The following is a 22,920-nucleotide window of genomic DNA, read 5'->3' as shown; positions in this document are numbered from 1 at the left end:
GACACCGTGGTCAAAGCCGTGGTCGTGCGCGAGCCGGGTGCCGTGCCCGAGGTCCGCGACATCGTGCTGCCGCCCGTCGGCCCGGCCGACGTGCGGGTGCGGATCGCCGCCGCCGGCGTCTGCCACTCCGACCTGTCGATGGTCGACGGCACGCTGAAACCCCAGTACCCGTTCGTGCCCGGCCACGAGGCTTCGGGCATCGTCGCCGAGGCCGGCGCGGAGGTCACGCACGTCAAGCCCGGCGACCGGGTCGTGCTCAACTGGGCCGCGGCGTGCCGTGAGTGCTGGTTCTGCCAGGCCGGGGAACCGTGGCTGTGCTCCACGATCGAAGGCATCACGACCTTGCCCCGCGGCGAGGTGGACGGCGAGCCGCTCAACGTCGTGCTCGGCGTCGGTGGGTTCGCCGAGGAGACGGTGCTGCCCGGCAAGTCCGTGGTGCCGCTGCCCGACGGCGTGCCGCTCGACCTGGCGGCGCTGATGGGCTGCGCCGTGCTCACGGGCGTCGGCGCCGTGCGCAACACCGCGAAGGTCCGCAGTGGACAGTCGGTGCTCGTGGTCGGCCTCGGCGGCATCGGGCTCTGCGCGGTGCTGGGCGCGAAGCTGGCCGGCGCGTCGCCGATCATCGCCGTGGACGTCTCGCCGGAGAAGGAAAAGCTCGCCCGCGCAGCCGGGGCGACGCACTTCCTGCTGAGCGAGGAAAAGCTCGCCAAGCAGGTGCGCGGCCTCACCGAGGGCCGCGGCGCCGACCACGCCTTCGAGTGCGTGGGCGCGGCCGCGACGATCCGCACGGCGTGGAGCTCGGTGCGCCGCGGCGGCCACTGCACGGTGGTCGGCGTCGGGCGGCGTGACCAGGAGGTGGTCTTCAACCCGCTGGAGATCTTCCACTTCGCGCGCACGCTCACCAGCACCGTCTACGGCGCGTCCGACCCGGACCGCGACATCCCGGTGCTCGCCGAAGAGGTGCGCTCCGGCGAGCTGAACCTGGAAAGCCTGGTGACGCACCGGATTTCCCTCGACGAGGTGCCCGAGGCGTTCGACCGCATGCGCGCGGGCCAGGGCGCCCGGTCGCTGATCCGGATCGCGGAGGTCTGATGGGAGAGCTCGACACCGAGGAACAGGCCATTGTGGACACCGTGGCCGAGTTCGTCGACCGCGACGTGCGCCCCGTCGCGCGCGATCTGGAGCACTCGGACACCTACCCCGAGGCGCTGATCGAGCGCATGAAGGAGCTCGGCGTCTTCGGCCTGGCCATCCCGGAGCCCTACGGCGAGGTCAAGGTGTCCACGCCGTGCTACGCGCTCGTCACCGCGGAGCTGGCGCGCGGCTGGATGAGCCTGGCGGGTGCGATGGGCGGGCACACCGTCGTCGCGAAGCTGCTGCTCATGTACGGCACGGAAGAGCAGAAGCAGAAGTACCTGCCGCGCATGGCGACCGGCGAGCTGCGGGCCGCGATGGCGCTCACCGAACCGGGCGGCGGCTCCGACCTGCAGGCGATGCGCACGCGGGCCCGCCGGGTCGATGACGGGTACGTGGTCGACGGCACGAAGACGTGGATCACCAACGCGCGCCGCGCGGGGCTGGTGGCGTTGCTGTGCAAGACGGATCCCGACGCCGAGCCCAAGCACCGCGGCATCAGCGTGCTGCTGATGGAGAAGGTGCCCGGCTTCGAGGTCTCGCGCGACCTGGGCAAGCTCGGCTACAAGGGCGTGGAGACGTGTGAACTGTCCTTTTCGGACTGTCACGTGCCCGCGTCGGCGTTGCTGGGCGGGGAAGAGGGCCGCGGCTTCGCGCAGATGATGCGCGGCCTGGAGATCGGCCGGATCCAGGTCGCCTCGCGCGCGCTCGGCGTGGGCCGGGCCGCGTTCGACGACGCGTTCCGCTACGCGCAGGAACGCGAGTCGTTCGGCAAGCCGATCTGGAAGCACCAGGCGGTGGGCAACCACCTCGCGGGCATGGCGACGAAGCTGACGGCCGCGCGCCAGCTCATCCTGCACGCCGCACGGCAGTACGACTCCGGCGCGCGCTCCGACCTCGAGGCCGGTATGGCGAAGCTGTTCTGCTCCGAGGCCGCGATGGAGGTGGCGCTCGACGCCATCCGCGTGCACGGCGCGTATGGCTACTCCACCGAGTTCGACGTGGAGCGCTACTTCCGCGACGCCCCGCTGATGATCGTCGGCGAGGGCACCAACGAGATCCAGCAGGACGTGATCGTGCGCCAGCTCATCGCCCGCGGTGGCCTCTAGCCGTTTCGGAGCCCACCGCGGGCGACCGGGGCGTCAGTCCGCGACGTCCAGCGCGGCGCGGATGATGCTGTCGGTGTCGATGCCGTGGTGGCGGTAGACGCTCTCCAGGTCGCCCGACTGCCCGAACCGGGTCACGCCCAGGTGCGCGGCCCGCACGCGGTGCACGCCGGCCAGGAACGCGAGCGTGTGCGGGTGCCCGTCGAGCACCGTCACCATCGGCGCCGAGCGCTCGGACGGCAGCGCGGAGTCGAGGATCCACGTGTCGGCGGTGTCCTGGCCCGAGCGCGCCTGCAGCGCGCGGAACAGCAGGCCCGCGCTCGTCACGCACACGACGTCGGCGTGCTTGCCCAGCGCGTCGAGGCGGTCGGCGGCGGCCAGCGCCTCGGTGACCATCGCACCCATCGCCACGATCGTCACGTCCGGGCGGGCGACCGCGGCCGTGCGGATCGGGTAGGCGCCGGCCACGACCTGGCGGCGCCGGCGTTCGCGTGCGGCGAGGTCGGTGGGCACCGCGGCGAGGTTCTGCTCCACGGGCCGGGTCGAGAGCCGCAGGTACGCCGACGTGCCGTCGGGCCGGCCGAGGCGGCCCAGCGAAGCCAGCAGCGTCCACTCGACGTCGATCGCGAACGCCGGTTCGTAGGTGATGCAGCCCGGCTGCTCGAGCCCGACCGACGGTGTGGTCACCGACTGGTGCGCGCCGCCCTCCGGCGCCAGCGTGACGCCCGAGGGCGTGCCGACGAGGATCGACTGCCCGCCGCCGTAGATGCCGAACGACCACGGCTCCAGCGCGCGTTCCACGAAGGGGTCGTAGAGCACGCCGATGGGCAGCAGCGGCCGGCCCCAGCGCGACCACGTGGTGCCCAGCTCGCCCAGCGCGCTCACCAGGTTCACCTCGGCGATGCCCAGCTCCAGGTGCTGCCCGGTGGGCCGTTCGCGCCAGTGCAGGATCGTTTCGGGGTCGTCGGCGAACCAGTCGACGCGTTCCTGCGGCGACCACACACCGACCTTGTTGACCCACCCGCCGAGGTTGGTGCTCGACGAGACGTCGGGGCACAGCGTCACCACGAGCTTCGCGGCTTCGGGCGCTTCCCGGGTCAGGTCGAGCAGCGCGCGCCCGAGCGCCGCCTGCGTGGTCGTGCGACCCGAGGGAGTGCGGCCGATGTCGGCGGGAATGGCCGGAACCTCGTGGGCCACCACGGGTTCGCGGTGCAGCCGCGCCGCGGTCTCGGCGCACAGACGGGCCGCGGCCGAGCCTTCGGGGAACTTGTGCCACGGGTCGTCGACCGACGTGCCGACGCGCTCGGCCAGCTGCCCGACCTGCTCGGCCGTGAGCAGCGACGAGTGGTTCTGCGGGTGGCCCTCGCTCGCGAGGCCGAAGCCCTTGACGGTGTAGGCGAAGATCACCGTGGGACGACGGTCGTCGATGGCGTCGAACGAGTCGAGCAGCGCGGACAGGTCGTGGCCGCCGAGGTTGCGGATCGCGGCGTGCAGCGTCTCGTCGTCGAGCGAGTCCAGCAGCGGCGCCAGCTCCGCCGACGCCAGGCGCTCGCGCAGCTGGGCCGGCGTGCAGCGCAGCAGGCGCTGGTACTCGGGGTTGGGCATGTCGTCGATCCGTCGGCGCAGGGCCTCGCCGCCCGGGCGCTCGAACAGCTCCTGAAGCAGCCGGCCGTACTTGACGGTGAGCACCTGCCAGCCCGCCGCGTCGAACATGCCCTGCAGGCGCGTGGCGCCGATGTTGGGCACCACGCGGTCGAGCGACTGGCGGTTGAGGTCGACGATCCACACGACCTCGCCGAGCTCCTGCACGTTCGGGTCGAGAATGGACTCCCAGACCGCGCCTTCGTCGAGCTCCGCGTCGCCGACGAGCGAGTACTGGCGGCCGGTGCCCGCGCCGCCGGTGGTCGACTCGACGTAGCGCCGCGCCAGCGCGCCCCAGATCGGCGCGGTGGCGCCGATGCCGACCGAGCCCGTGGAGTAGTCGACCTGGTCGGGGTCCTTCGAGCGCGACGGGTAGCTCTGCAGTCCGCCGAACTCGCGCAGCGACGTCAGGTACTTCTCGTCGAGGCCGTCGAGCAGGTAGTTGATCGCGTGGAGCACGGGGGAGGCGTGCGGCTTCACCGACACGCGGTCCTCGGCGCGCAGCCGCGCGAACCACAATGCGGTCATGATCGAGACCATCGACGCGCTGGAGGCCTGGTGGCCGCCGACCTTGAGGCCGGTCGGGTTCGGGCGCACGCGGTTGGCGTGGTCGATGATCGCGGTCGAAAGCCAGAGCACGCGGTCCTGCACCTCGCGCAGGACTTCCGTGTCCGCTGCGGTTCCCGGTGTGCGCTCGGCGGCTGGACTGCTCACGACGACAACGACCTCTCTGCGATCTTCTTGGGCGTAACGTGGTCTTCAGTCCAACAGAGCTGGGTATGCTGCACAACCGATGGTCTGTTCAGTGAGCAGAACGCCCAGAATCGCGCCTTCAGGCGCCGAGAGGACTGCGCACCATGCCCAGTGGCCAGCGGCTCGACGCCACCGACGCCCGGATCCTGCTCGCGCTCAACCGCAACCCGCGGGCCACCGCGGTCGCGCTGGCCGACGAGCTCGGCCTCTCGCGCAACACCGTGCAGAGCCGCCTCGCGCGGCTGGAACAGGGAGACTCGCTGCGCTCGGTCGAGCACCGGATCGACCCCGCCGCGCTGGGCTACCCGCTCACGGCGTTCGTGACCGTGCAGGTCACGCAGCGGCTGCTCGACGAGGTCGGCCGCGCGCTGGCCGCGGTGCCGGAGGTGCTGCAGGTGCGCGGGCTGACCGGGCAGTCCGACCTGCTGGTGCACGTCGTGGCCCGCGAGGCCGACGACCTCTACCGCATCGCCGGGCAGATGCTCGAGATCCCCGGCGTGGAGCGCACGCACAACGCGCTCGTGATGCGCGAGATGGTGCCCTACCGGATCACGCCGCTGCTGGAGCGCGCGGTGGCCGGGAAGTGAGCCGCGCGGGCACACTGGAGCCGTGAACGATCTTGTCGCGCGGGCGCGGGAGCTGCGGCCCCTGCTCACCGCCGAGGCCGCGCAGGGGGAGACCGACCGCAGGCTCACCGACAAGGCCGTGCGCGCCCTCGACGACGCCGGCCTGTTCCGGCTCGGCACGCCGCGGCGCTTCGGCGGCCACGAGGCGAGCCTGCGGACACTGCTGGACGTCGGCGCGGAGGCGGGCGAGGCCGACGGCGCGACGTCGTGGGTGCTCACGCTCGTGAACGCGTGCGCGTGGGTGGTGAGTCTCTTCCCGGAGCCGGCGCAGGACGACGTGTTCGGCGCGGACGCACAGGCGAAGATCGCCGGCGCGCTCGCGCCGACGGCCCGGGCCGAGCGGGTGCCCGGCGGGTACCGCGTCGGCGGGCGCTGGCCGTACGCGTCGGGGATCGCGCACGCGGGCTGGGCGCTGCTGGGGATCCCGGTGGGGGACAACGGCGAACCCGCGATGGCGCTCGTGCCGGCGGGTGACTACGCCGTCGAGCGCACGTGGGCCGTCGCCGGCATGCGCGGCACGGGCAGTGACACGGTGGTCGCGGACGAGCTCTTCGTGCCCGAGCACCGCGTTGTGCGGACGGCCGCCCTTCTGGAACGTGTTTCAGTCTTCGCGGCGTACCTGACCGTGGTGCTCGCGGCGCCGCAGCTGGGACTCGGCCGGGCCGCGCTGCGCCTGGTGCGCGCGGCCGCGTCGGCAAAAGGTGTGACCGGAACCGTGTATGCGCGCCAAGCCGATTCGGCGGTGTTCCAGGTGCGGTTCGCCGAGGCGGCGTTGAAAATCGACACCGCGCACCTGCATTCGGCGCGAGCCGCGGACGACGTCGACGCGGCCCTCGCGAGTGGTGAACCGATGACCGAACTGGCGCGGGGGCGAGTGCACGGGGACATCGGGCTGGCGGTGCAGAGCGTCGTCGACGCGATCGGGATCCTCGTGGCGGCGCACGGCACAGGAGGGTTCGCCGACGCGCATCCGTTGCAGCGCATCTGGCGCGACGCGAACTTCGCGCTGACCCACGCGATGGCACACCCGGCGGTGAACCACGAGATCTACGGGAAGGCGCTGCTCGGTATCCGGCCGAACATCACCGCGATGCTCTGAGCCTGCGCTAGGCCTTCGCGTCGTCGGCCGTGTGATTGCGCTTGCGCATCAGGATCGACCGGTGGACCCAGACGAGCACAGGGACCGTGACGAGGCCCCACAGGAACATGCCGGTGCTGCCGGCCAGCAGTCCGACCACGATCATCAGCACCACGGTGACGTCGGCCAGGATCAACGTGGCGAGCCACGTGCGCGATCGCACGGCCGGGACGCCGGCGCTCAGGGCCGCGACGAAGTCGGGGTCGCTCGCGGCCAGCTCTTCTTCGATCTTCCGCAGTGCACTGCGGTCACGATGGGGAAGCATGACCCCCTCCTCAGGACGGATCGGGCCGGGTGATCGCCCTACCAGTTGAATCCCCGGGCCCACCCCGCGTCAAGCGCCGCTTTTCCAGGAATAATCGCCAAACCGGACGGGTGGTGCGGTGCTCCGTGGCCCGGAGGCCACCTGCTCACTGTAGAACACTTCCGGCCGTCAGGCGGATTTCGTTGCAAACTGAAACACGTTCTAATACTGTCGGGAGCCGTGAGATACGGCATCGTGCTCTTCACGAGCGACCGCGGGATCACCCCCGCGGCGGCAGCGCGGGCGGCCGAATCGGCCGGGTTCGACACCTTCTACGTTCCCGAGCACACCCACATCCCGGTCAGGCGCACGGCCGCGCACCCGCGCACCGGCGACGCGAGCCTGCCCGACGACCGGTACCTGCGCACGCTCGACCCGTGGGTCTCGCTCGCCACGGCGGCCTCCGTCACCACGCGCATCCGCCTGGCCACGGCGGTCGCGCTCCCGGTGGAGAGCGACCCGATCACGCTCGCCAAGACGATCGCCACGCTGGACCACCTCTCCGGTGGGAGAGTCACGCTCGGCGTCGGGTTCGGGTGGAACACCGACGAGCTGGCCGACCACGGCGTGCCCGCGGGCCGGCGCCGCACCGTGCTGCGCGAGTACCTCGACGCGATGCGTGCCTTGTGGACCGACGAGGTGGCGAGCCACGAGGGCGAGCACGTGGCGTTCGGGCCGAGCTGGGCGTGGCCGAAACCGGTGCAGGAGCGGGTTCCCGTGCTCGTGGGCGCGGCCGGCACCGAGGGCACGTTCCGCTGGATCGCGCGCTCGGCCGACGGCTGGCTCACCACACCGTCCGAAGTGGACGTCGAGGCGAATGTCGGGCTGCTGCGGGAGATCTGGCGCGCCGAGGGCCGCACCGGCGAGCCGGAGGTGGCCGCGCTCGGCCCGCGGCCCGATCCCGAAGGCCTCGCACGGCTCGAAGCGGCCGGTGTCACGGAAGTGATCTTCGGGCTGCCGGACCGCGAGCCGGCCGAAGTCGTGGCCTGGCTCGGACGGCTCGCGGGCAAACTCGATCACGGAACCCTCATCCGACCCTGACAAGTTCCTGACCGGTTCGGCCCGTCGTTCTGCCAGCCTGGCGCGGTGCTGAAGAGAGTGTGGGCGACCGCGGTCGCCACCGGCTCGATCCTCGTGCTCGTCTCGGGCACGGCGGTCGCCGCCCCGGGTCCGACGGCGCCGGCGACCCGCTGTTCCCGCAGGACGGCAACGGCGGCTACCGCGTGAGCCACTACGACGTCGCGCTGGACTACGACCCGGCGAAACCCGACCACCTCACCGGCGACACGGCAGCCGACGCCGTCGCCACCCAGGACCTGAGCCGCTTCGACCTCGATCTCGAAGGCTTCACCGTGCAGAGCGTCACGGTGGCGGGCGCGCCCGCGGCGTTCACGCGCGCCGGGGAGCACGAGCTCGTGATCACGCCGGCGAAACCCCTGCGGCGTGGACAGTCCTTCCGGGTGCGCGTGCGCTACCAGGGCACGCCGGGGTTCTTCTGGATGACGGCCGACGACGCCGGTGCGGTGCACGCGTTCGGCGAGCCGCATTCCGCGTCCAGCTGGTACCCGGTGAACGACCACCCGTCGGGCAAGGCGACGTTCCACCTCGCCGTGACGATGCCGGACCGGCCGGGCTGGGCGGTGGTGGGCAACGGCGTGCCCGCGCCGCCGGTGGTGCGCGACGGCCGCAAGACGTTCTCGTGGACGGAAAACCACCCCGTGGCCTCCTACCTGACGGGTGTGGTGATCGACCGGATGACCGTCCACACGGGACACCTCGCCGACGGGACCCCGGTCGTGGACGCGTACACCACGGGCGCCGAAGCCGCGAAGCCGTTCGAAGACCGGCTGCCCGAGGTGCTCGGGTTCCTGTCCTCGCGCTTCGGGAAGTACCCGTTCTCCTCGGCCGGCGGCGTCTTCTACCCCGGCGGCACCGGTGGCGGGTTCGAGATGCAGGAGCGGCCCGTGTACCCGGGCGGGGTTCCGCCCGAGCGGTTCACCGACATCGTGCACGAGCAGGCGCACCAGTGGTTCGGCGACAGCGTCTCGGTCGCGCGCTGGTCCGACATCTGCCTGAAGGAGTGCTTCGCCACCTACGCGGAATGGCTGTGGCGGGAAGTGAAGGAGGGCCACGACCTCGACGCCGACTACCGCACCGCGCTCGCCGGCGCCGGCCCGGACTTCTGGCAGGTCCCGCTCGCGGACCCGGGTGCCGGCTTCTACGGCGGCTCCTACACCGTCGGCCCGCTCATGCTGCACGCGCTGCGCCGCACCGTCGGCGACGCCGTGTTCTTCCGGACCCTGCGTGATTTCCTCGCGCAGCACCGCGACGCCAACGCCTCCTGGGCCGACTTCGCGCACCTCGCGGCCCAGGAGTACGGCCACGACCTCACCGGCTTCTTCACCGCGTGGGCGCACAGCACCGTGATCCCGCCCGAGCCCTACCTCCACCCCGGAACCCTGAAGGACAACGCATGAGCTGGTACAAAGCGCTCGCCCTCGTCGCGAGCGGAGCGGCGGCGCTCGGCATGGCGCAGCCGCCGGCGATCGGCGCGGACGGCGTCGGCGACCCGTACTTCCCGCGGGACGGCAACGGCGGCTACGACGTCTCGCGCTACGACGTGAAGGTGTCCTACGACCCCGCGGACCCCGGTTCGTTCACCGGCGACACCACGGTGCACGCGGCCGCGCGCCAGGACCTCGACCGGTTCGACCTCGACCTGGAGGGCTTCACGGTCTCGGCCGTGACCGTGAACGGCGTGCCCGCGGAGGCGATCGCGCGGTCGGGCGCGCACGAGCTGGTGATCACGCCGCGCACGCGGGTGCGGCGCGGCAGCACCTTCGCCGTGCGCGTCGTGTACTCCGGCAAGCCGGTCGGCGCGAGCTGGCACCGGCTCGTGGGCGGCGGCATCGACGTGAGCGGCGAGCCGCACTCGGCGACGGCCTGGTTCCCGCTGAACGACCACCCGTCGGACAAGGCGGCGCTGCACCTGGAGGCGACCGTGCCGACCGGGTGGACGGTGCTGGGCAACGGGCTGCCCGGCCCGACGACCACCTCCGCCGGCCGCACGACGTTCCGCTGGCACGAGGACCACCCGATCGTCTCCTACGCCACGACGATGGCGATCGACAAGTTCACCGTGCACACCTCGAAGCTCGCCGACGGCACGCCCGTGATCACCGCGTACGGCCAGAACACGAGTTACCTCCCCGACTCCGAGGCGCTGCTGCCGAAGATCATGGGCTTCCTGACGAAGACGTTCGGCCCGTACCCGTTCGACTCGACCGGCGCGATCGTCGTCGCCCCGGAGGCCGCCGAGGGCAGCCTCGCGCTGGAGACGCAGACCCGCCCGACCTACGACGGCGCGTTCTTCGACGCCTCGGCCGTCCACGAGCTGGCGCACCAGTGGTTCGGCGACGCGGTGTCCTTTTCGGACTGGCGCGACGGCTGCCTCGCCGAGTGCTTCGCCCAGTACGCCGGGCAGCTGTGGGACGAGGCCGAGAACGGCGCCGACCTCGACGAGAGCTACCGCTCGATCGTCGAGCAGAACGCGGGCGACGCCTACTGGCAGGTGCCGATCTACGACCCGGGTAAAGATCGCCCCCTCGACTACGCCCTCTACGACCGGGGCTCGCTCATGCTCCACGCGCTGCGCCGCACGATGGGCGACGACAAGTTCTTCGCTCTGCTCAAGCACTGGATCGCCGCGCACCGCGACGGCAACGCGTCGTGGCCCGACTTCGAGCACTTCGCGTCGGCGCAGGCGGGCCAGGACCTGTCGGGCTTCTTCACGGCGTGGGCGCACAGCTCCGTGATCCCGCCTGCCCAATACCTGTACCCGGGCTCACTCGCGCGCTGAGCGAGCCGCACTTCACCCGAAATAGTGAAGTGCGCCACCGCGCGTCATTCTGTTCACCGGATGTCCTCTCGGTGGGTGTGGCGGTGACCGGCCGGCACGCCCCCCGACTGGCCGGTCACCGCTGTACGCATCCGGCATTCGGGTGCCGCCCGGCGAGGCGATTGGCGCGCCCCGGCGCGGGCGGCAAGACTGGGCCGGTGCAGAGCCCGACCGCCTCCGGATCACCGACCCCCGACGTTTCGCCCGAGCTGGCCGAGCTGGCCGCCGCCTACGGCGTGGCGACCCACTACGAGAACTCCGACCGCCTGGAAGTGCAGGTCGAGGCCGAGGTGGTGGTCGCCGTCCTCGCGCAGTTCGACGTGGACGCCTCGAACGAGGAGTCGATCCGCCGGGCACTGGAGGGCGTGCGCTCGGCGCGGGCGTCGGCCGACCTGCCGCCCACGCTCGTCGTGCGCGCCGGTGACACGCGCGAGCTGGGCCGGGAGGTGACCGTCGAGCTGGAGGACGGCACGACCCGCGCCGTCGGCACCACGCTGCCGGCCGACCTGCCGCTGGGCTGGCACCACGTCGTCGACGGCGAGCGCCGGGTGCCGCTGGCCGTGGTCCCGGCGAAGCTGCCCGAGGTGCCCGCCGCGTGGGGCTGGATGCTGCAGCTCTACGCCCTGCACTCCGCGGGGTCGTGGGGGATGGGCGACTTCGGCGACTTGCGGACCACCGCCACCCGCTCGGCCGCCGAGCTCGGCGCCGGCGTGCTGCTGGTCAACCCGGTGCAGGCGTTCGCACCCGCGCACCCCGTGGAGCGCTCGCCGTACTCGCCGTCGAGCCGCCGCTTCGCGAACCCCGTGTACCTGCGGGTCACCGACACCGAGGCGTTCGCCGGGGCCGACGAGGCCACGCGCGCGAAGGTGCTGGCCCTGGCCCCGGACGCGGTTCCGGACCTCATCGACTACGACGCCGTGTGGGACGCCAAGCGCACCGCGCTGGAGCTGCTGCGCCCGCACCACCCGCGGCCCGTCGAGCTCGGCGGCGACCTGCGCGACTTCGCGACGTTCGGCGCGCTGGCCGAGGTGCACGGCGCCGACTGGCGCGAGTGGCCCGAGGCCCTGCACGACCCCGCGAGCCCCGAGGTCGCGGCCGCGCGCGCCGAGCTGGCCGACCGGGTCGAGTTCCACGGCTGGCTCCAGCAGCTGTGCCACGAACAGCTCGACGAGGTCCGCCATGCGGCGCGAGAGGCCGGGATGACGGTGGGGGTCGTGCACGACCTGCCCGTCGGCGTGCACCCCGGCGGCGCCGACACGTGGGCGCTGCGCGAAGTGTTCGCCGCCCGGGTGCGCGTGGGCGCGCCGCCCGACGCGTTCAACCAGCAGGGCCAGGACTGGAACCTCCCGCCGTGGCGGCCCGACCGCCTCGCCGAGGCCGGGTACGCGCCGTTCCGCGACGTCATCCGCGGTGTGCTGCAGCACGCCGACGGCATCCGCGTGGACCACATCGCCGGGCTGTGGCGGCTGTGGTGGATCCCGCCGGGCGAGCCCGCCGGCCGCGGCACGTACGTGCACTACGACGCCGAGGCGATGCTCGGCGTGCTCGCGCTGGAAGCCCACCGCGCCGGCGCCGTGGTGGTCGGCGAGGACCTCGGCACGGTCGAGGACATCGTCACCGAGACCATGCACGAGCGCGGCGTGCTCAGCTCCGCCGTGCTGTGGTTCCAGCGCGACTGGGACGCACCGGGCAAACCGTTCGTCCGCCCCGCGGACTGGGATCCGCACGCGATGGCGAGCATCTCGACCCACGACCTGCCGACGGTGTCCGGCTGGCTCGAAGCGGAGCACGTGCGCGTGCGCGCCGAGCTGGGACTGCTCGACCGGCCCGTGGAGCAGGAGTACACCGAGGCGGCGGCCGAGCGCAGCGCGCTGCTCGACCTCGTTGCGCGCGAAGGCATCCCTGCCGACGACCCGGTGGTGGCCCTGCACACGCTCCTGGCCTCGGCGGCGTCACGCCTGGTGCTCACCTCACCGGCCGACGTGGTCGGCGAACGGCGCCAGCCCAACCTGCCCGGGACGATCGACCAGTACCCTAACTGGCGGATCCCGCTCCCCGTCACCGTCGACGGGTTCTTCGCCGACGCGCGGGTGCGTGCGGCGGTCGCCCCGCTCAAGGCCGCCCGTCCGCTCCCGTAACCGCCCGGGCCGGTCCTCGTGGTTCGAGACCCGCCCGCGGGGGTAAGTCAGTCTTCCCTGAGCAACCCGACAAACCGATGTCCCCCAAGGAGAGTCCCGTGCGTCCCTGGCCCGGAAGGCCCTACCCGCTCGGCGCCACCTACGACGGGGTGGGCACGAACTTCGCCCTGTTCTCCGAAGTCGCCGAGTACGTGGAGCTCTGCCTGTTCGACGAGGACGGCACGGAAACGCGCTCGCGCCTGGAGGAGGTCGACGGCTTCGTCCACCACGGCTACCTGCTCGGCATCGGTCCCGGCCAGCGCTACGGCTTCCGCGTGCACGGCCCGTACGACCCCGAGCGCGGCCTGCGCTGCAACCCGAACAAGGTCCTGATCGACCCGTACGCCAAGGCCCTTTCGCGCGGCGTCGACTGGTCGGAGGCGCTGTTCGGGTACGAGTTCGAGAACCCGGAGCAGCGCAACGACCAGGACTCGGCCGGGCACGTGCCGTACTCGCTGGTGGTGAGCCCGTTCTTCGACTGGGCCAACGACCGCGCGCCGCGCACGCCCTACCACGAGACCGTGATCTACGAGGCCCACGTGCGCGGCATGACGATGACGCACCCGTTCGTGCCCGACCGCCTGCGCGGCACGTACGCCGGGCTCGCGCACCCGGCCGTGATCGAGCACCTGAAGAAGCTCGGCGTCACGGCGGTGGAACTCATGCCGGTGCACCAGTTCGTGACCGACCACGGCCTCGACCAGAAGGGCCTGCGCAACTACTGGGGCTACAACACCATCGGCTTCTTCGCGCCCCACGACGCCTACGCGGCGATGCCGGGCCAGGGCGGGCAGGTGCAGGAGTTCAAGGGCATGGTCCGCGCCCTGCACGAGGCCAACATCGAGGTGATCCTCGACGTCGTCTACAACCACACCGCCGAGGGCAACCACCTGGGCCCGACGTTGTCCATGCGCGGCATCGACAACGAGGCCTACTACCGGCTGGTCGAGGACGACTCGCAGTACTACATGGACTACACGGGCACGGGCAACTCGCTCAACGTCCGCAACCCGCACACGTTGCAGCTGATCATGGACTCGCTGCGCTACTGGGTCACCGAGATGCACGTGGACGGGTTCCGCTTCGACCTCGCCTCCGCGCTGGCGCGCGAGTTCTACGACGTCGACCGTCTGTCCACGTTCTTCGAGCTCGTGCAGCAGGACCCGATCGTGAGCCAGGTCAAGCTCATCGCGGAGCCCTGGGACGTCGGCCCCGGCGGGTACCAGGTGGGCAACTTCCCGCCACTGTGGACGGAGTGGAACGGGCAGTACCGCGACACCGTGCGCGACTTCTGGCGCGGCGAGCCGTCGACGCTGGGGGAGTTCGCGTCCCGCATCACGGGTTCGTCGGACCTGTACCAGGACGACGGGCGCCGGCCGTTCGCGTCGATCAACTTCGTCACCGCGCACGACGGCTTCACGCTCGAGGACCTGGTGTCCTACAACGAGAAGCACAACGAGGCCAACGGCGAGGACAACCGCGACGGCGCCGACGACAACCGGTCGTGGAACTGCGGCGTGGAAGGCCCGACCACCGACGAGGAGGTGCTCGCGCTGCGCGCCCGCCAGCGCCGCAACCTGCTCGCCACCGTGCTGCTGTCCCAGGGCGTGCCGATGCTGCTGCACGGTGACGAGCTGGGCCGCACGCAGCAGGGCAACAACAACGCGTACTGCCAGGACTCCGAACTGTCCTGGATGGACTGGGGGCTCGCCAAGGAAAACGTCGACCTCGTCGAGTTCACCGCGGCGCTCACCGCGTTCCGCAAGGCGCACCCGGTGTTCCGGCGCCGCCGGTTCTTCCAGGGCAAGCCGGTGCGCAAGGGCGAGGAGCTCGGCGACATCGCCTGGTTCACGCCGGCCGGCGAGGAGATGACCGAGCAGAACTGGGACGACGGCTTCGGCAAGTCCGTGGTCATCTTCCTCAACGGCGAGGGCATCTCCGACCTCGACCCGCGGGGCATGCCGGTGGTCGACGAGTCGTTCCTGCTCGCGTTCAACGCCCACTACGAGGACATCGCGATGACCTTGCCCGCCAACGGGTACGGCACCGAGTGGACGGTCGTCGTCGACACGGCCACCGGCCAGGTCGGCAAGACCGACGTGGAGCCGATCCCGGGCGGGGGCAAGCACACGCTCGCCGCGCGGTCGCTCGTCGTGCTGCAGCGCACCGGCCGGGAGGAGCAGGAGTGAGCGCGCCGTCCTCGACGTACCGGGTGCAGCTGCGCCCGGAGTTCACCTTCACCGACGCCGCCGGGATCGTCGACTACCTGCGCTCGCTCGGCGCGGGCGCGCTCTACGCGTCGCCGGTGCTCGACGCGACGACCGGCTCCACCCACGGCTACGACGTGGTCGACCCGACGCGGGCGCGGCCGGAGCTGGGCGGCGAGGAAGCCCGGCAGGTGCTGGTCACGCGGCTGGCCTCCGCGGGGCTCACGCTCGTGGTCGACATCGTGCCGAACCACATGTCGGTGGAGGTCCCGAAGCTCAACCGCTGGTGGTGGGACGTGCTGCGCCACGGGCCGGCGTCGGAGCACGCTGGTTTCTTCGACATCGACTGGAGCCGCGGCAAGGTGCTGCTGCCCGTGCTGGGCGAGGACGCTGCCGTCGCCGAGCTGACCGTCGAGGGAGAGGAGCTGGTCTACTACGACCACCGCTTCCCGATCACGCCCGGCACCGGCGAGGGCACGCCGCAGGAGGTGCACGCGCGCCAGAACTACGAGCTCGTCGGCTGGCGCCGCGGCAACGCCGAGCTGAACTACCGCCGCTTCTTCGACATCACCAACCTCGCGGCCGTCACGGTCGAGAAGGCCGAGGTGTTCGCCGAGACCCACGGCGAGGTGCTGCGCTGGGTGGCCGACGGCGACGTCGCCGGCCTGCGCGTGGACCACCCGGACGGCCTGGCCGACCCCGGCGGGTACCTGCGCCGGCTGCGCGCGGGCGCGCCCGACGCGTGGCTGGTCGTGGAGAAGATCCTGCACCCGGGCGAGGCGCTTCCGCAGAGCTGGCCGGTCGACGGCACCACCGGCTACGACGCGCTGAACGAGATCACGGGCGTGTTCGTGGACCCGGGCGCGGAGCCGGCGTTCACGCGGCTCGCGGGCGAGCTGGGCGGGCGCACCGACTATCCCGCCGTGGAAGAGGAAGCGCGGCGGCTGGTCACCGACCGGATCCTCGTGGCCGAGGTGCACCGCATCGCGGGCCTGGTCGACGGCGTCGAGCCGGAAGCCGCGCGCGCCGCCGTGGCCGAGGTGATGATCGCCTTCGGCGTCTACCGCTCGTACCTGCCGGAGGGCGCCGCCGAGTGGACCGCGGCCGTCGAGCGCGCGCGGGCGCGCCGGCCCGACCTGGACGAAGCCCTGACCGCGCTCGATACGCAGGTCCGCGCGGAGCCCGCCGGCGAGCTGGCGACGCGCGTCCAGCAGACGTCCGGCATGGTCGTGGCCAAGGGCACCGAGGACACCACCTTCTACCGCTTCACCCGCTTCGCCGCGCTCAACGAGGTCGGCGGCGACCCGGACCGGTTCGGCCGCACGGTGGCCGAATTCCACGAGCTGGCCGGGGCCCGCGCCGCCGGCCGCCCGTCGAGCATGACCACGCTGACCACGCACGACACCAAGCGCTCCGAGGACACGCGGGCGCGGCAGGCCGCGCTGTCCGAGCTGGCCGACGAGTTCGGCGACGCCGTGCGCCGCTGGACGAAGCGGCGCGGCATCGACGAGCCGGCGCTCAACCTGCTGGCCTGGCAGACCCTCGTGGGCGCGTGGCCGATCGCGCCCGGGCGCCTGCGCGACTACCTCGACAAGGCGGCCAAAGAGTCGAAGCTCCGCACCACCTGGACCGACCACGACGAGGAGTTCGAGCAGGCCGTGGCCGCGTGGCCCGAGCAGGTGCTGGGCGACGCCGAGCTGGTGGCCGAGATCGAGGAGTTCGTCGGGAAGCTGCGCGGGCCGGGCTGGGTGAACTCGCTGGGCCAGAAGCTGGTGCAGCTGGCCGGGCCGGGCGTGCCGGATGTCTACCAGGGCACCGAGCTGTGGGACTTCTCGCTCGTGGACCCGGACAACCGGCGCGCGGTCGACTACGGCGTGCGCCGCGAGATCCTGGAGCGCGTGCTGGCCGGGGAACAGCCGGAGGTCGACGAAACCGGTGCCGCGAAACTGCTCGTGGTCCACCGGACGCTGACGCTGCGGCGCGAACGGCCCGAGCTGTTCACCGGCTACCGCCCGCTGAAGGCCGAGGGCGCGGCCGCCGAGCACCTGCTGGCGTTCCAGCGCGGCGAGAACCTGGCGGTGGCCGTGACGCGGCTGCCCGTCGGGCTGGAGAAGTCCGGCGGCTGGCGCGACACCCTGCTGCCGCTGACCGACGGCTTCTGGACCGACGTGCTGACCGGGCGGGCGCTCGGCGACGCGCCGCCGGCCGCCGCGCTGTTCGACCGGTACCCGGTGGCTCTTCTGGTGCGAGGGGATTCCTGAATGTTCACCGTGTGGGCGCCCGCCGCGGACCGCGTGCGGGTGCGCGTCGACGGCACTGACCACGAGATGAGCCCAACCGCCGGCGGCTGGTGGCAGGCCGAGGTCACCGGTACCGACTACGCGTTCCTCCTCGGCGACGACGGGAAACCGCTGCCGGACCCGCGTTCGCTGCGCCAGCCGGCCGGCGTCCACGAGGCTTCGCGCGTGTACGACCACGCCGAGTTCGAGTGGACCGACCGCGCGTGGACCGGCCGCCAGCTGCCCGGCGGGGTCGTCTACGAGCTGCACCTGGGCACCTTCACCGAGGGCGGCACGTTCGACTCGGCGATCGAGCGGCTCGGCCACCTCGTGGACCTCGGCATCACGCACGTCGAGCTGCTGCCGGTGAACTCGTTCGACGGCACGGCCGGCTGGGGCTACGACGGCGTGCTCTGGGGCGCGGTGCACGAGCCCTACGGCGGGCCGGACGGCCTCAAGCGCTTCGTCGACGCGTGCCACGCCCGCGGCCTCGCCGTGGTGCTGGACGTGGTCTACAACCACCTCGGCCCGTCGGGCGCCTACCTCGACCGCTTCGGCCCGTACTTCGCCGGCCACACCGACTGGGGCGCGGGCCTCAACCTCGACGGCCCCGGCTCCGACGAGGTGCGCCGGTACGTGCTCGACAACGCGCTGGGCTGGCTGCGCGACTTCCACGTGGACGCGCTGCGGCTCGACGCCGTGCACGCGCTGGTGGACAAGCGCGCCGTGCACCTGCTGGAGGAGCTGGCCACCGAGGTCGGCGAGCTGTCCGCGGCGCTGCGCCGCCCGCTCACCCTGATCGCCGAGTCGGACCAGAACGACCCGCGGCTCGTCACCCCGCGTGAAGGCGGCGGCTACGGCGTGCACGCGCAGTGGTCCGACGACCTGCACCACACGCTGCACGTCCGCCTCACCGGCGAGACTTCCGGGTACTACGCGGACTTCGCCGCGCCCGGAGCGCTCGCGAAGACGCTGCGCGAGGTGTTCTTCCACGCCGGCACCTGGTCGTCGTTCCGCGAGCGCACCCACGGCCGCCCGGTGGACACGCGCAAGGTGCCGGGCCACCGGTTCCTCGCGTACCTGCAGAACCACGACCAGATCGGCAACCGCGCCACCGGCGACCGGCTTTCGGCCACCGTCACGCCGGGCCTGATTGCGGCCGCGGCCGCGGTGGTGTTCTGCTCGCCGTACACGCCGATGGTGTTCATGGGCGAGGAGTGGGCGGCGAGCACGCCGTGGCAGTTCTTCGCCTCCTTCCCGGATCCGGAGCTGGCCGAGGCCGTGCGCACGGGCCGGCGGCGCGAGTTCGGCCGCCACGGCTGGGGCGAGGCCGACGTGCCGGACCCGATGGACCCGGCGACCGTCGCGCGCTCGCGGCTCGACTGGACCGAGCCGCAACAGCCCGGGCACCAGGAGATGCTGCGGACCTACCGCAGGCTGATCCGGCTGCGCCGCGAACGGCCGGAGCTCGCGGACCCGAACCTCGACGGGTTCGTCGTGCGCGCGGCCCCGGACGATTCGTGGCTGGTGCTGCACCGCGGCGCGCTGCGGCTCGCGTGCAACTTCGGCGGAACCCCGGCGACCGTCCCACTGGGCGGGACGCCGGGGGAGGTGCTGGCGTGCTGGGACACGCCGGAGTTCGACCATGCCGGTGAATCCGTCCGTCTTCCGGGCGCGTCTTTCGTGCTGGTGGTCACCTCCTGACCGGCGCCTACGCGGGAAGTCCGGCACTTTCCCCGGAAAGTTCAGCCGGGTAGCCGGACCCGCGGGACCGGCCGGTTTGGGAGGATCACCCCATGGCAACACGACCCGCTTCCGACACCCAGGTCCTGGCCGGCCGACCCTTTCCGCTCGGCGCTCACCCGGAAGCCGGAGGGGTGCGGTTCGCCGTCACCTCGGCGGTGGCCGACGCCGTGGAGGTCTGCCTCCTCGGTGACGACGGCAACGAGCGCCGGATCGAGCTGACCGAGCGGACGTTCGGCGTGTGGCACGGGCTGGTCCCGGGCGTCACGCCGGGGCAGCGTTACGGCTACCGCGTGCACGGCCCGTACGACCCGGCCCGAGGTCTTCGCTGCAACCCGGCGAAGCTGCTCGTGGACCCGTACGCGCACCGGATCAGCGGCCGGCTGACCGACCTCACGGCCGCGCAGGGCTTCGTGGGCGACCCGGACCGCGGTCCCGCGTCCACTGTGGACTCACTCGGCAGCGTGCCGCTTTCGGTGGTCACCTCGCCGGGCGGACCGGACACGGGCGTGCGGCCCGAGGTGCCGTTCGAGGAGTCGGTGATCTACGAGCTGCACGTGAAGGGCTTCACCGAGCTGCACCCGTTCATCCCGGAAGCGCTGCGCGGCACCTACCTGGGTCTCGCGCATCCGGTGGCGATCGAGCACCTCACGCGGCTCGGCGTGACCACAGTGGAACTGCTGCCGGTGCACGCGTTCGCCGACGAGCCGGCGCTGGTGCGCGCAGGCCGGCACAACTACTGGGGCTACTCGCCGCTGGGCTACTTCGCCCCGCACCCGGGGTACGCGAGCGAACCCGGCCGGGAGATCGAGGAGTTCCGGACGATGGTGGCGGCGCTGCACGCGGCCAACATCGAGGTGATCGTCGACGTCGTGTTCAACCACACCTGCGAGGGCGGGCCCGACGGGCCCACGCTGTTCCTGCGCGGCCTCGACGCGCCGGCCTACTACCTGCACACCAAGCGCGGGCAGATGGCCGACATCACCGGCTGCGGCAACACGCTCGACTCGGGCTCGCCGACCGTGGTCCGGCTCGTCACCGATTCGCTGCGGTACTGGACGCAGGAGCTCGGCGTCGACGGCTTCCGGTTCGACCTCGCGAGCACGCTGGGCCGTCCGCGCGGCGGCATGTTCGACCGCGACTCCACCATGCTCACCGCCATCACGACCGACCCGGTGCTGTCGCGGTGCAAGCTCATCGCCGAACCGTGGGACGCGACGGGGGAGGGCTACCGCGTCGGCGACTTCGGCGCGCAGTGGGCCGAGTGGAACGGCCGCTACCGCGACAGCCTGCGCGACTTCTGGCGCGGCGTCACGGGTGTGCGCGACCTCGCCTACCGGCTTTCGGGGTCCTCGGACCTCTACGACCACAACCTGCGCCGGCCGTGGCAGTCGATCAACTTCGTGACCGCGCACGACGGCTTCACGTTGCGGGATCTGGTGTCCTACAACGAAAAGCACAACGAGGACAACGGCGAGGACAACCGCGACGGCACCACCGACAACCGCTCGTGGAACCACGGCGTGGAGGGCGAGACCGACGACCAGGCGATCGTCGCGCTGCGCACCCGGCAAGCGCGCAACCTCTTCGCCACGCTGCTGCTGTCCACCGGCACGCCGATGTTCGTCGCGGGCGACGAGATGTGGCGGACCCAGGGCGGCAACAACAACGCCTACTGCCTCGACGACGAGACGTCGTGGGTAGACTGGACGCCCTCGGCCGCGTCGGAGCCGATGCTCGCCTTCGCCCGGCGGGTGGTGCGCCTGCGCGCGAGCAGCCCCGCGCTGCGCCAGCCGGAGTTCTTCGAAGGCCGCACCACGCCCACCGGCAAACCGGACCTCGTCTGGTTCCGGCCCGACGGCGAGGAGTTCGACGAGATCGACTGGTTCGACGAGAGCCGCCGCACGCTGTGCATGTGGATCGACGGCTCCAACTCGCAGGCCCGCAACCGCGAGGGCGAGCTCGTCACCGACCACTCCTGGCTGCTGATCCTGCACGCAGGAGAGGACGACGTGGAGGTGGTGCTGCCCGGACCCGAGTACGGTGCCACGTACAAACCCACGCTGGACACCGGCACGGCCGACGGCAGCCCCGCGTACGTCGGGGCGCTGGATCCGAAGACGCGCATCGTGGTGGCGGCCCGGTCGTTGCAGCTGCTCCGAGCGCCGCGGGACTTCGTGCCGGGCCCCCAGCCGCTTTAGCGCGGGGGTCCGGCGGCTCCCGGGGTGCATCGATCAAGAGGTTTCGCAGAAATCGGTCAAGAGATCACTCTCACCCCGGAACGCCGGAATCCCCCTCGTCATCCGGATCGTTGGATGCTGAAATCCAGCGTGGCTATCCCCGAGGAGAAGTGCATGAGCGACGACGGCACTGGATCCGAGCCCGGTCTGCGCATCGGACTGGTCGCGGAGTCGACGAAAACCGAGACCCGCGTCGCGCTGACGCCGGACACCGTGCGCAAGGCCATCGGCCTGGGTTACCGCGTGCTGGTGGAGTCCGGGGCCGGCGTGCGATCGGGGTTCGACGACGAGGCCTACCTGTCCGCGGGCGCCGAGGTCACCCCCGATCCGGTGTGGGACGCGGACGTCGTGGTCACCGTCAACGCGCCCGATCCCGGCGAGATCGAGAAACTGGGCCCGGGCACGGTCCTGGTGTCGATGCTGGCGCCCGCGCTGGAGCCGGGCCGGCTGGCGGCGCTGGCCGCCCGCGGCGTCACCGCGCTCGCGATGGACGCGGTTCCGCGGATTTCGCGGGCGCAGTCGCTGGACGTGCTCAGCTCGATGGCGAACATCGCCGGCTACCGGGCCGTGATCGAGGCCGCGCACGTGTTCGGCCGGTTTTTCACGGGCCAGGTCACGGCGGCCGGGAAGGTGCCGCCGGCGAAGGTGCTCGTCGCCGGCGCCGGGGTCGCCGGGCTCGCGGCGATCGCCGCGGCCAACAGCCTGGGTGCCGTGGTCCGCGCGACGGACCCGCGGCCGGAGGTGGCCGACCAGGTCCGTTCGCTCGGTGGCGAGTACCTCGCCGTCGAGGTCGAGCAGGAGGCCAGCACCGACGGCTACGCCAAGGCGACCTCGGCGGACTACGACAAGCGGGCGGCGGAGATCTACTCCGAGCAGGCCGCCGACGTCGACATCGTCATCACGACCGCGCTCATCCCGGGCCGGCCCGCGCCGAAACTGCTCACGGCCGAGCAGGTCGCGTCGATGAAGCCGGGCAGCGTCATCGTCGACATGGCCGCCGCGCAGGGCGGCAACGTCGCCGGCACCGAGGCCGGCGAGGTCGTGACGACAGAGGGCGGGGTCACGATCATCGGCTACACCGACCTGCCGGGCCGGCTGCCCGCGCAGGCTTCGCAGCTCTACGGCACCAACGTGGTGAATCTGCTCAAGCTGCTCACACCCGGGAAGGACGGCCGGCTCGCGCTCGACTTCGAGGACGTGGTGCAGCGCGGGCTCACCGTGGTCCGCGACGGCGAGGTCCTGTGGCCGCCGCCGAAGGTGTCGGTGAGCGCGGCGCCGCAGGCCGCGCCGGCGGCGCCGAAGCCGGCACCGGAACCCGAGAAGTCCCGCTCGCCGTGGGCGCGGGCGACGGTCGCCGCGGTCGGCGCGGTGCTGCTGTTCCTGGCGTCGGCGTTCGCACCGCCGGAGCTGGCCGGGCACCTCACGGTTTTCGTGCTGGCCATCGTGATCGGCTTCTACGTGATCGGCAACGTGCACCACGCGCTGCACACGCCGCTGATGTCGGTCACCAACGCGATCTCCGGGATCATCGTCGTCGGCGCGATCCTGCAGATCGCCGGCGGCGGGATCGCCACCACCGTCCTGGCCGCCGCCGCCGTGCTGCTGGCCGCCATCAACATCGTCGGTGGGTTCATGGTGACCCGCCGGATGTTGTCGATGTTCTCGAGGAGCTGA

Annotated in this window: 15 protein-coding genes; 13 read left to right on the top strand and 2 right to left on the bottom strand. The window is 72.0% G+C overall.

The features are described 5' to 3' along the window. Positions 1-6: 6 nt before the first annotated feature. Positions 7-1,092: a Zn-dependent alcohol dehydrogenase gene (locus tag ACQPXB_RS29160; RefSeq protein WP_432845164.1), complete on the top strand. Its 1,086-nt coding sequence runs from the start codon at positions 7-9 to the stop codon at positions 1,090-1,092. Further along, on the top strand, positions 1,092-2,243 hold the full coding sequence (locus ACQPXB_RS29155) for an acyl-CoA dehydrogenase family protein (protein WP_386954478.1): 1,152 nt from the start codon (positions 1,092-1,094) through the stop codon (positions 2,241-2,243). Before ACQPXB_RS29160 ends, ACQPXB_RS29155 begins: the two co-directional genes overlap by 1 nt. 33 nt (positions 2,244-2,276) lie before the next feature. Here the strand turns inward: ACQPXB_RS29155 and ACQPXB_RS29150 are convergent, their stop codons facing one another. After that, positions 2,277-4,595, bottom strand: a complete 2,319-nt coding sequence (locus ACQPXB_RS29150) for a transketolase-like TK C-terminal-containing protein (protein ID WP_432845163.1) — start codon at positions 4,593-4,595, stop codon at positions 2,277-2,279. 143 nt (positions 4,596-4,738) lie between these two features. On the opposite strand from ACQPXB_RS29150, the gene ACQPXB_RS29145 reads away from it, so the two are divergent. Together ACQPXB_RS29145 and ACQPXB_RS29140 are read left to right on the top strand one after the other, a co-directional pair. Then, positions 4,739-5,221, top strand: a complete 483-nt coding sequence (locus ACQPXB_RS29145; protein ID WP_220241846.1) for an Lrp/AsnC family transcriptional regulator — start codon at positions 4,739-4,741, stop codon at positions 5,219-5,221. Positions 5,222-5,243: 22 nt separating this feature from the next. Next, on the top strand, positions 5,244-6,359 hold the full coding sequence (locus tag ACQPXB_RS29140) for an oxidoreductase (protein WP_432845162.1): 1,116 nt from the start codon (positions 5,244-5,246) through the stop codon (positions 6,357-6,359). A 7-nt stretch (positions 6,360-6,366) separates the two neighbouring features. On the opposite strand, the gene ACQPXB_RS29135 is transcribed toward ACQPXB_RS29140, so the two are convergent. Further along, complete coding sequence (locus tag ACQPXB_RS29135) at positions 6,367-6,663, bottom strand: DUF3040 domain-containing protein (RefSeq protein WP_432845161.1); 297 nt, start codon at positions 6,661-6,663, stop codon at positions 6,367-6,369. A 219-nt stretch (positions 6,664-6,882) separates the two neighbouring features. On the opposite strand from ACQPXB_RS29135, the gene ACQPXB_RS29130 reads away from it, so the two are divergent. The 9 genes from ACQPXB_RS29130 to ACQPXB_RS29090 all read left to right on the top strand — a co-directional run bounded on the left by ACQPXB_RS29130 (position 6,883) and on the right by ACQPXB_RS29090 (position 22,920). Beyond that, complete coding sequence (locus ACQPXB_RS29130) at positions 6,883-7,743, top strand: LLM class F420-dependent oxidoreductase (RefSeq protein WP_432845160.1); 861 nt, start codon at positions 6,883-6,885, stop codon at positions 7,741-7,743. Positions 7,744-7,802: 59 nt separating this feature from the next. Beyond that, entirely contained in the window at positions 7,803-9,179 is a 1,377-nt protein-coding gene (locus ACQPXB_RS29125; protein ID WP_432845159.1) for a M1 family metallopeptidase, read from the top strand. After that, complete coding sequence (locus tag ACQPXB_RS29120; protein WP_432845158.1) at positions 9,176-10,561, top strand: M1 family metallopeptidase; 1,386 nt, start codon at positions 9,176-9,178, stop codon at positions 10,559-10,561. The genes ACQPXB_RS29125 and ACQPXB_RS29120 overlap by 4 nt, the downstream gene beginning before the upstream one ends. A 197-nt stretch (positions 10,562-10,758) precedes the next feature. After that, positions 10,759-12,738, top strand: coding sequence for a 4-alpha-glucanotransferase (gene malQ / locus ACQPXB_RS29115; RefSeq protein WP_432845157.1), 1,980 nt, complete (start codon positions 10,759-10,761; stop codon positions 12,736-12,738). Between the two features lie 98 nt (positions 12,739-12,836). Then, on the top strand, positions 12,837-14,966 hold the full coding sequence (gene glgX / locus ACQPXB_RS29110; protein WP_366583565.1) for a glycogen debranching protein GlgX: 2,130 nt from the start codon (positions 12,837-12,839) through the stop codon (positions 14,964-14,966). Further along, the gene (gene treY / locus ACQPXB_RS29105) at positions 14,963-17,245 is read left to right on the top strand and encodes a malto-oligosyltrehalose synthase (protein WP_432845156.1); all 2,283 of its coding nucleotides are present in this window, start codon (positions 14,963-14,965) and stop codon (positions 17,243-17,245) included. The genes glgX (ACQPXB_RS29110) and treY overlap by 4 nt, the downstream gene beginning before the upstream one ends. Next, positions 17,246-18,967: a malto-oligosyltrehalose trehalohydrolase gene (treZ, locus tag ACQPXB_RS29100; protein ID WP_432845155.1), complete on the top strand. Its 1,722-nt coding sequence runs from the start codon at positions 17,246-17,248 to the stop codon at positions 18,965-18,967. A gap of 92 nt (positions 18,968-19,059) precedes the next feature. After that, positions 19,060-21,207, top strand: coding sequence for a glycogen debranching protein GlgX (gene glgX / locus ACQPXB_RS29095; RefSeq protein ID WP_432845154.1), 2,148 nt, complete (start codon positions 19,060-19,062; stop codon positions 21,205-21,207). Positions 21,208-21,360: 153 nt separating this feature from the next. Further along, positions 21,361-22,920, top strand: coding sequence for a Re/Si-specific NAD(P)(+) transhydrogenase subunit alpha (locus tag ACQPXB_RS29090; protein ID WP_432845153.1), 1,560 nt, complete (start codon positions 21,361-21,363; stop codon positions 22,918-22,920).

The organism is Amycolatopsis sp. CA-161197 (assembly GCF_050942255.1).
Lineage (GTDB): Bacteria > Actinomycetota > Actinomycetes > Mycobacteriales > Pseudonocardiaceae > Amycolatopsis.
This window is presented reverse-complemented; position numbering and strand designations above follow the sequence as displayed.

What these genes read in the sequence shown, in the direction of transcription:
- ACQPXB_RS29155 (WP_386954478.1), top strand. Translation starts at nt 1,092, where the DNA reads ATGGGAGAGCTCGACACCGAGGAACAGGCCATTGTGGACACCGTGGCC.
- ACQPXB_RS29145 (WP_220241846.1), top strand. Translation starts at nt 4,739, where the DNA reads ATGCCCAGTGGCCAGCGGCTCGACGCCACCGACGCCCGGATCCTGCTC.
- ACQPXB_RS29135 (WP_432845161.1), bottom strand. Translation starts at nt 6,663, where the DNA reads ATGCTTCCCCATCGTGACCGCAGTGCACTGCGGAAGATCGAAGAAGAG.
- ACQPXB_RS29120 (WP_432845158.1), top strand. Translation starts at nt 9,176, where the DNA reads ATGAGCTGGTACAAAGCGCTCGCCCTCGTCGCGAGCGGAGCGGCGGCG.
- treZ (WP_432845155.1), top strand. Translation starts at nt 17,246, where the DNA reads ATGTTCACCGTGTGGGCGCCCGCCGCGGACCGCGTGCGGGTGCGCGTC.
- glgX (WP_432845154.1), top strand. Translation starts at nt 19,060, where the DNA reads ATGGCAACACGACCCGCTTCCGACACCCAGGTCCTGGCCGGCCGACCC.
- ACQPXB_RS29090 (WP_432845153.1), top strand. Translation starts at nt 21,361, where the DNA reads ATGAGCGACGACGGCACTGGATCCGAGCCCGGTCTGCGCATCGGACTG.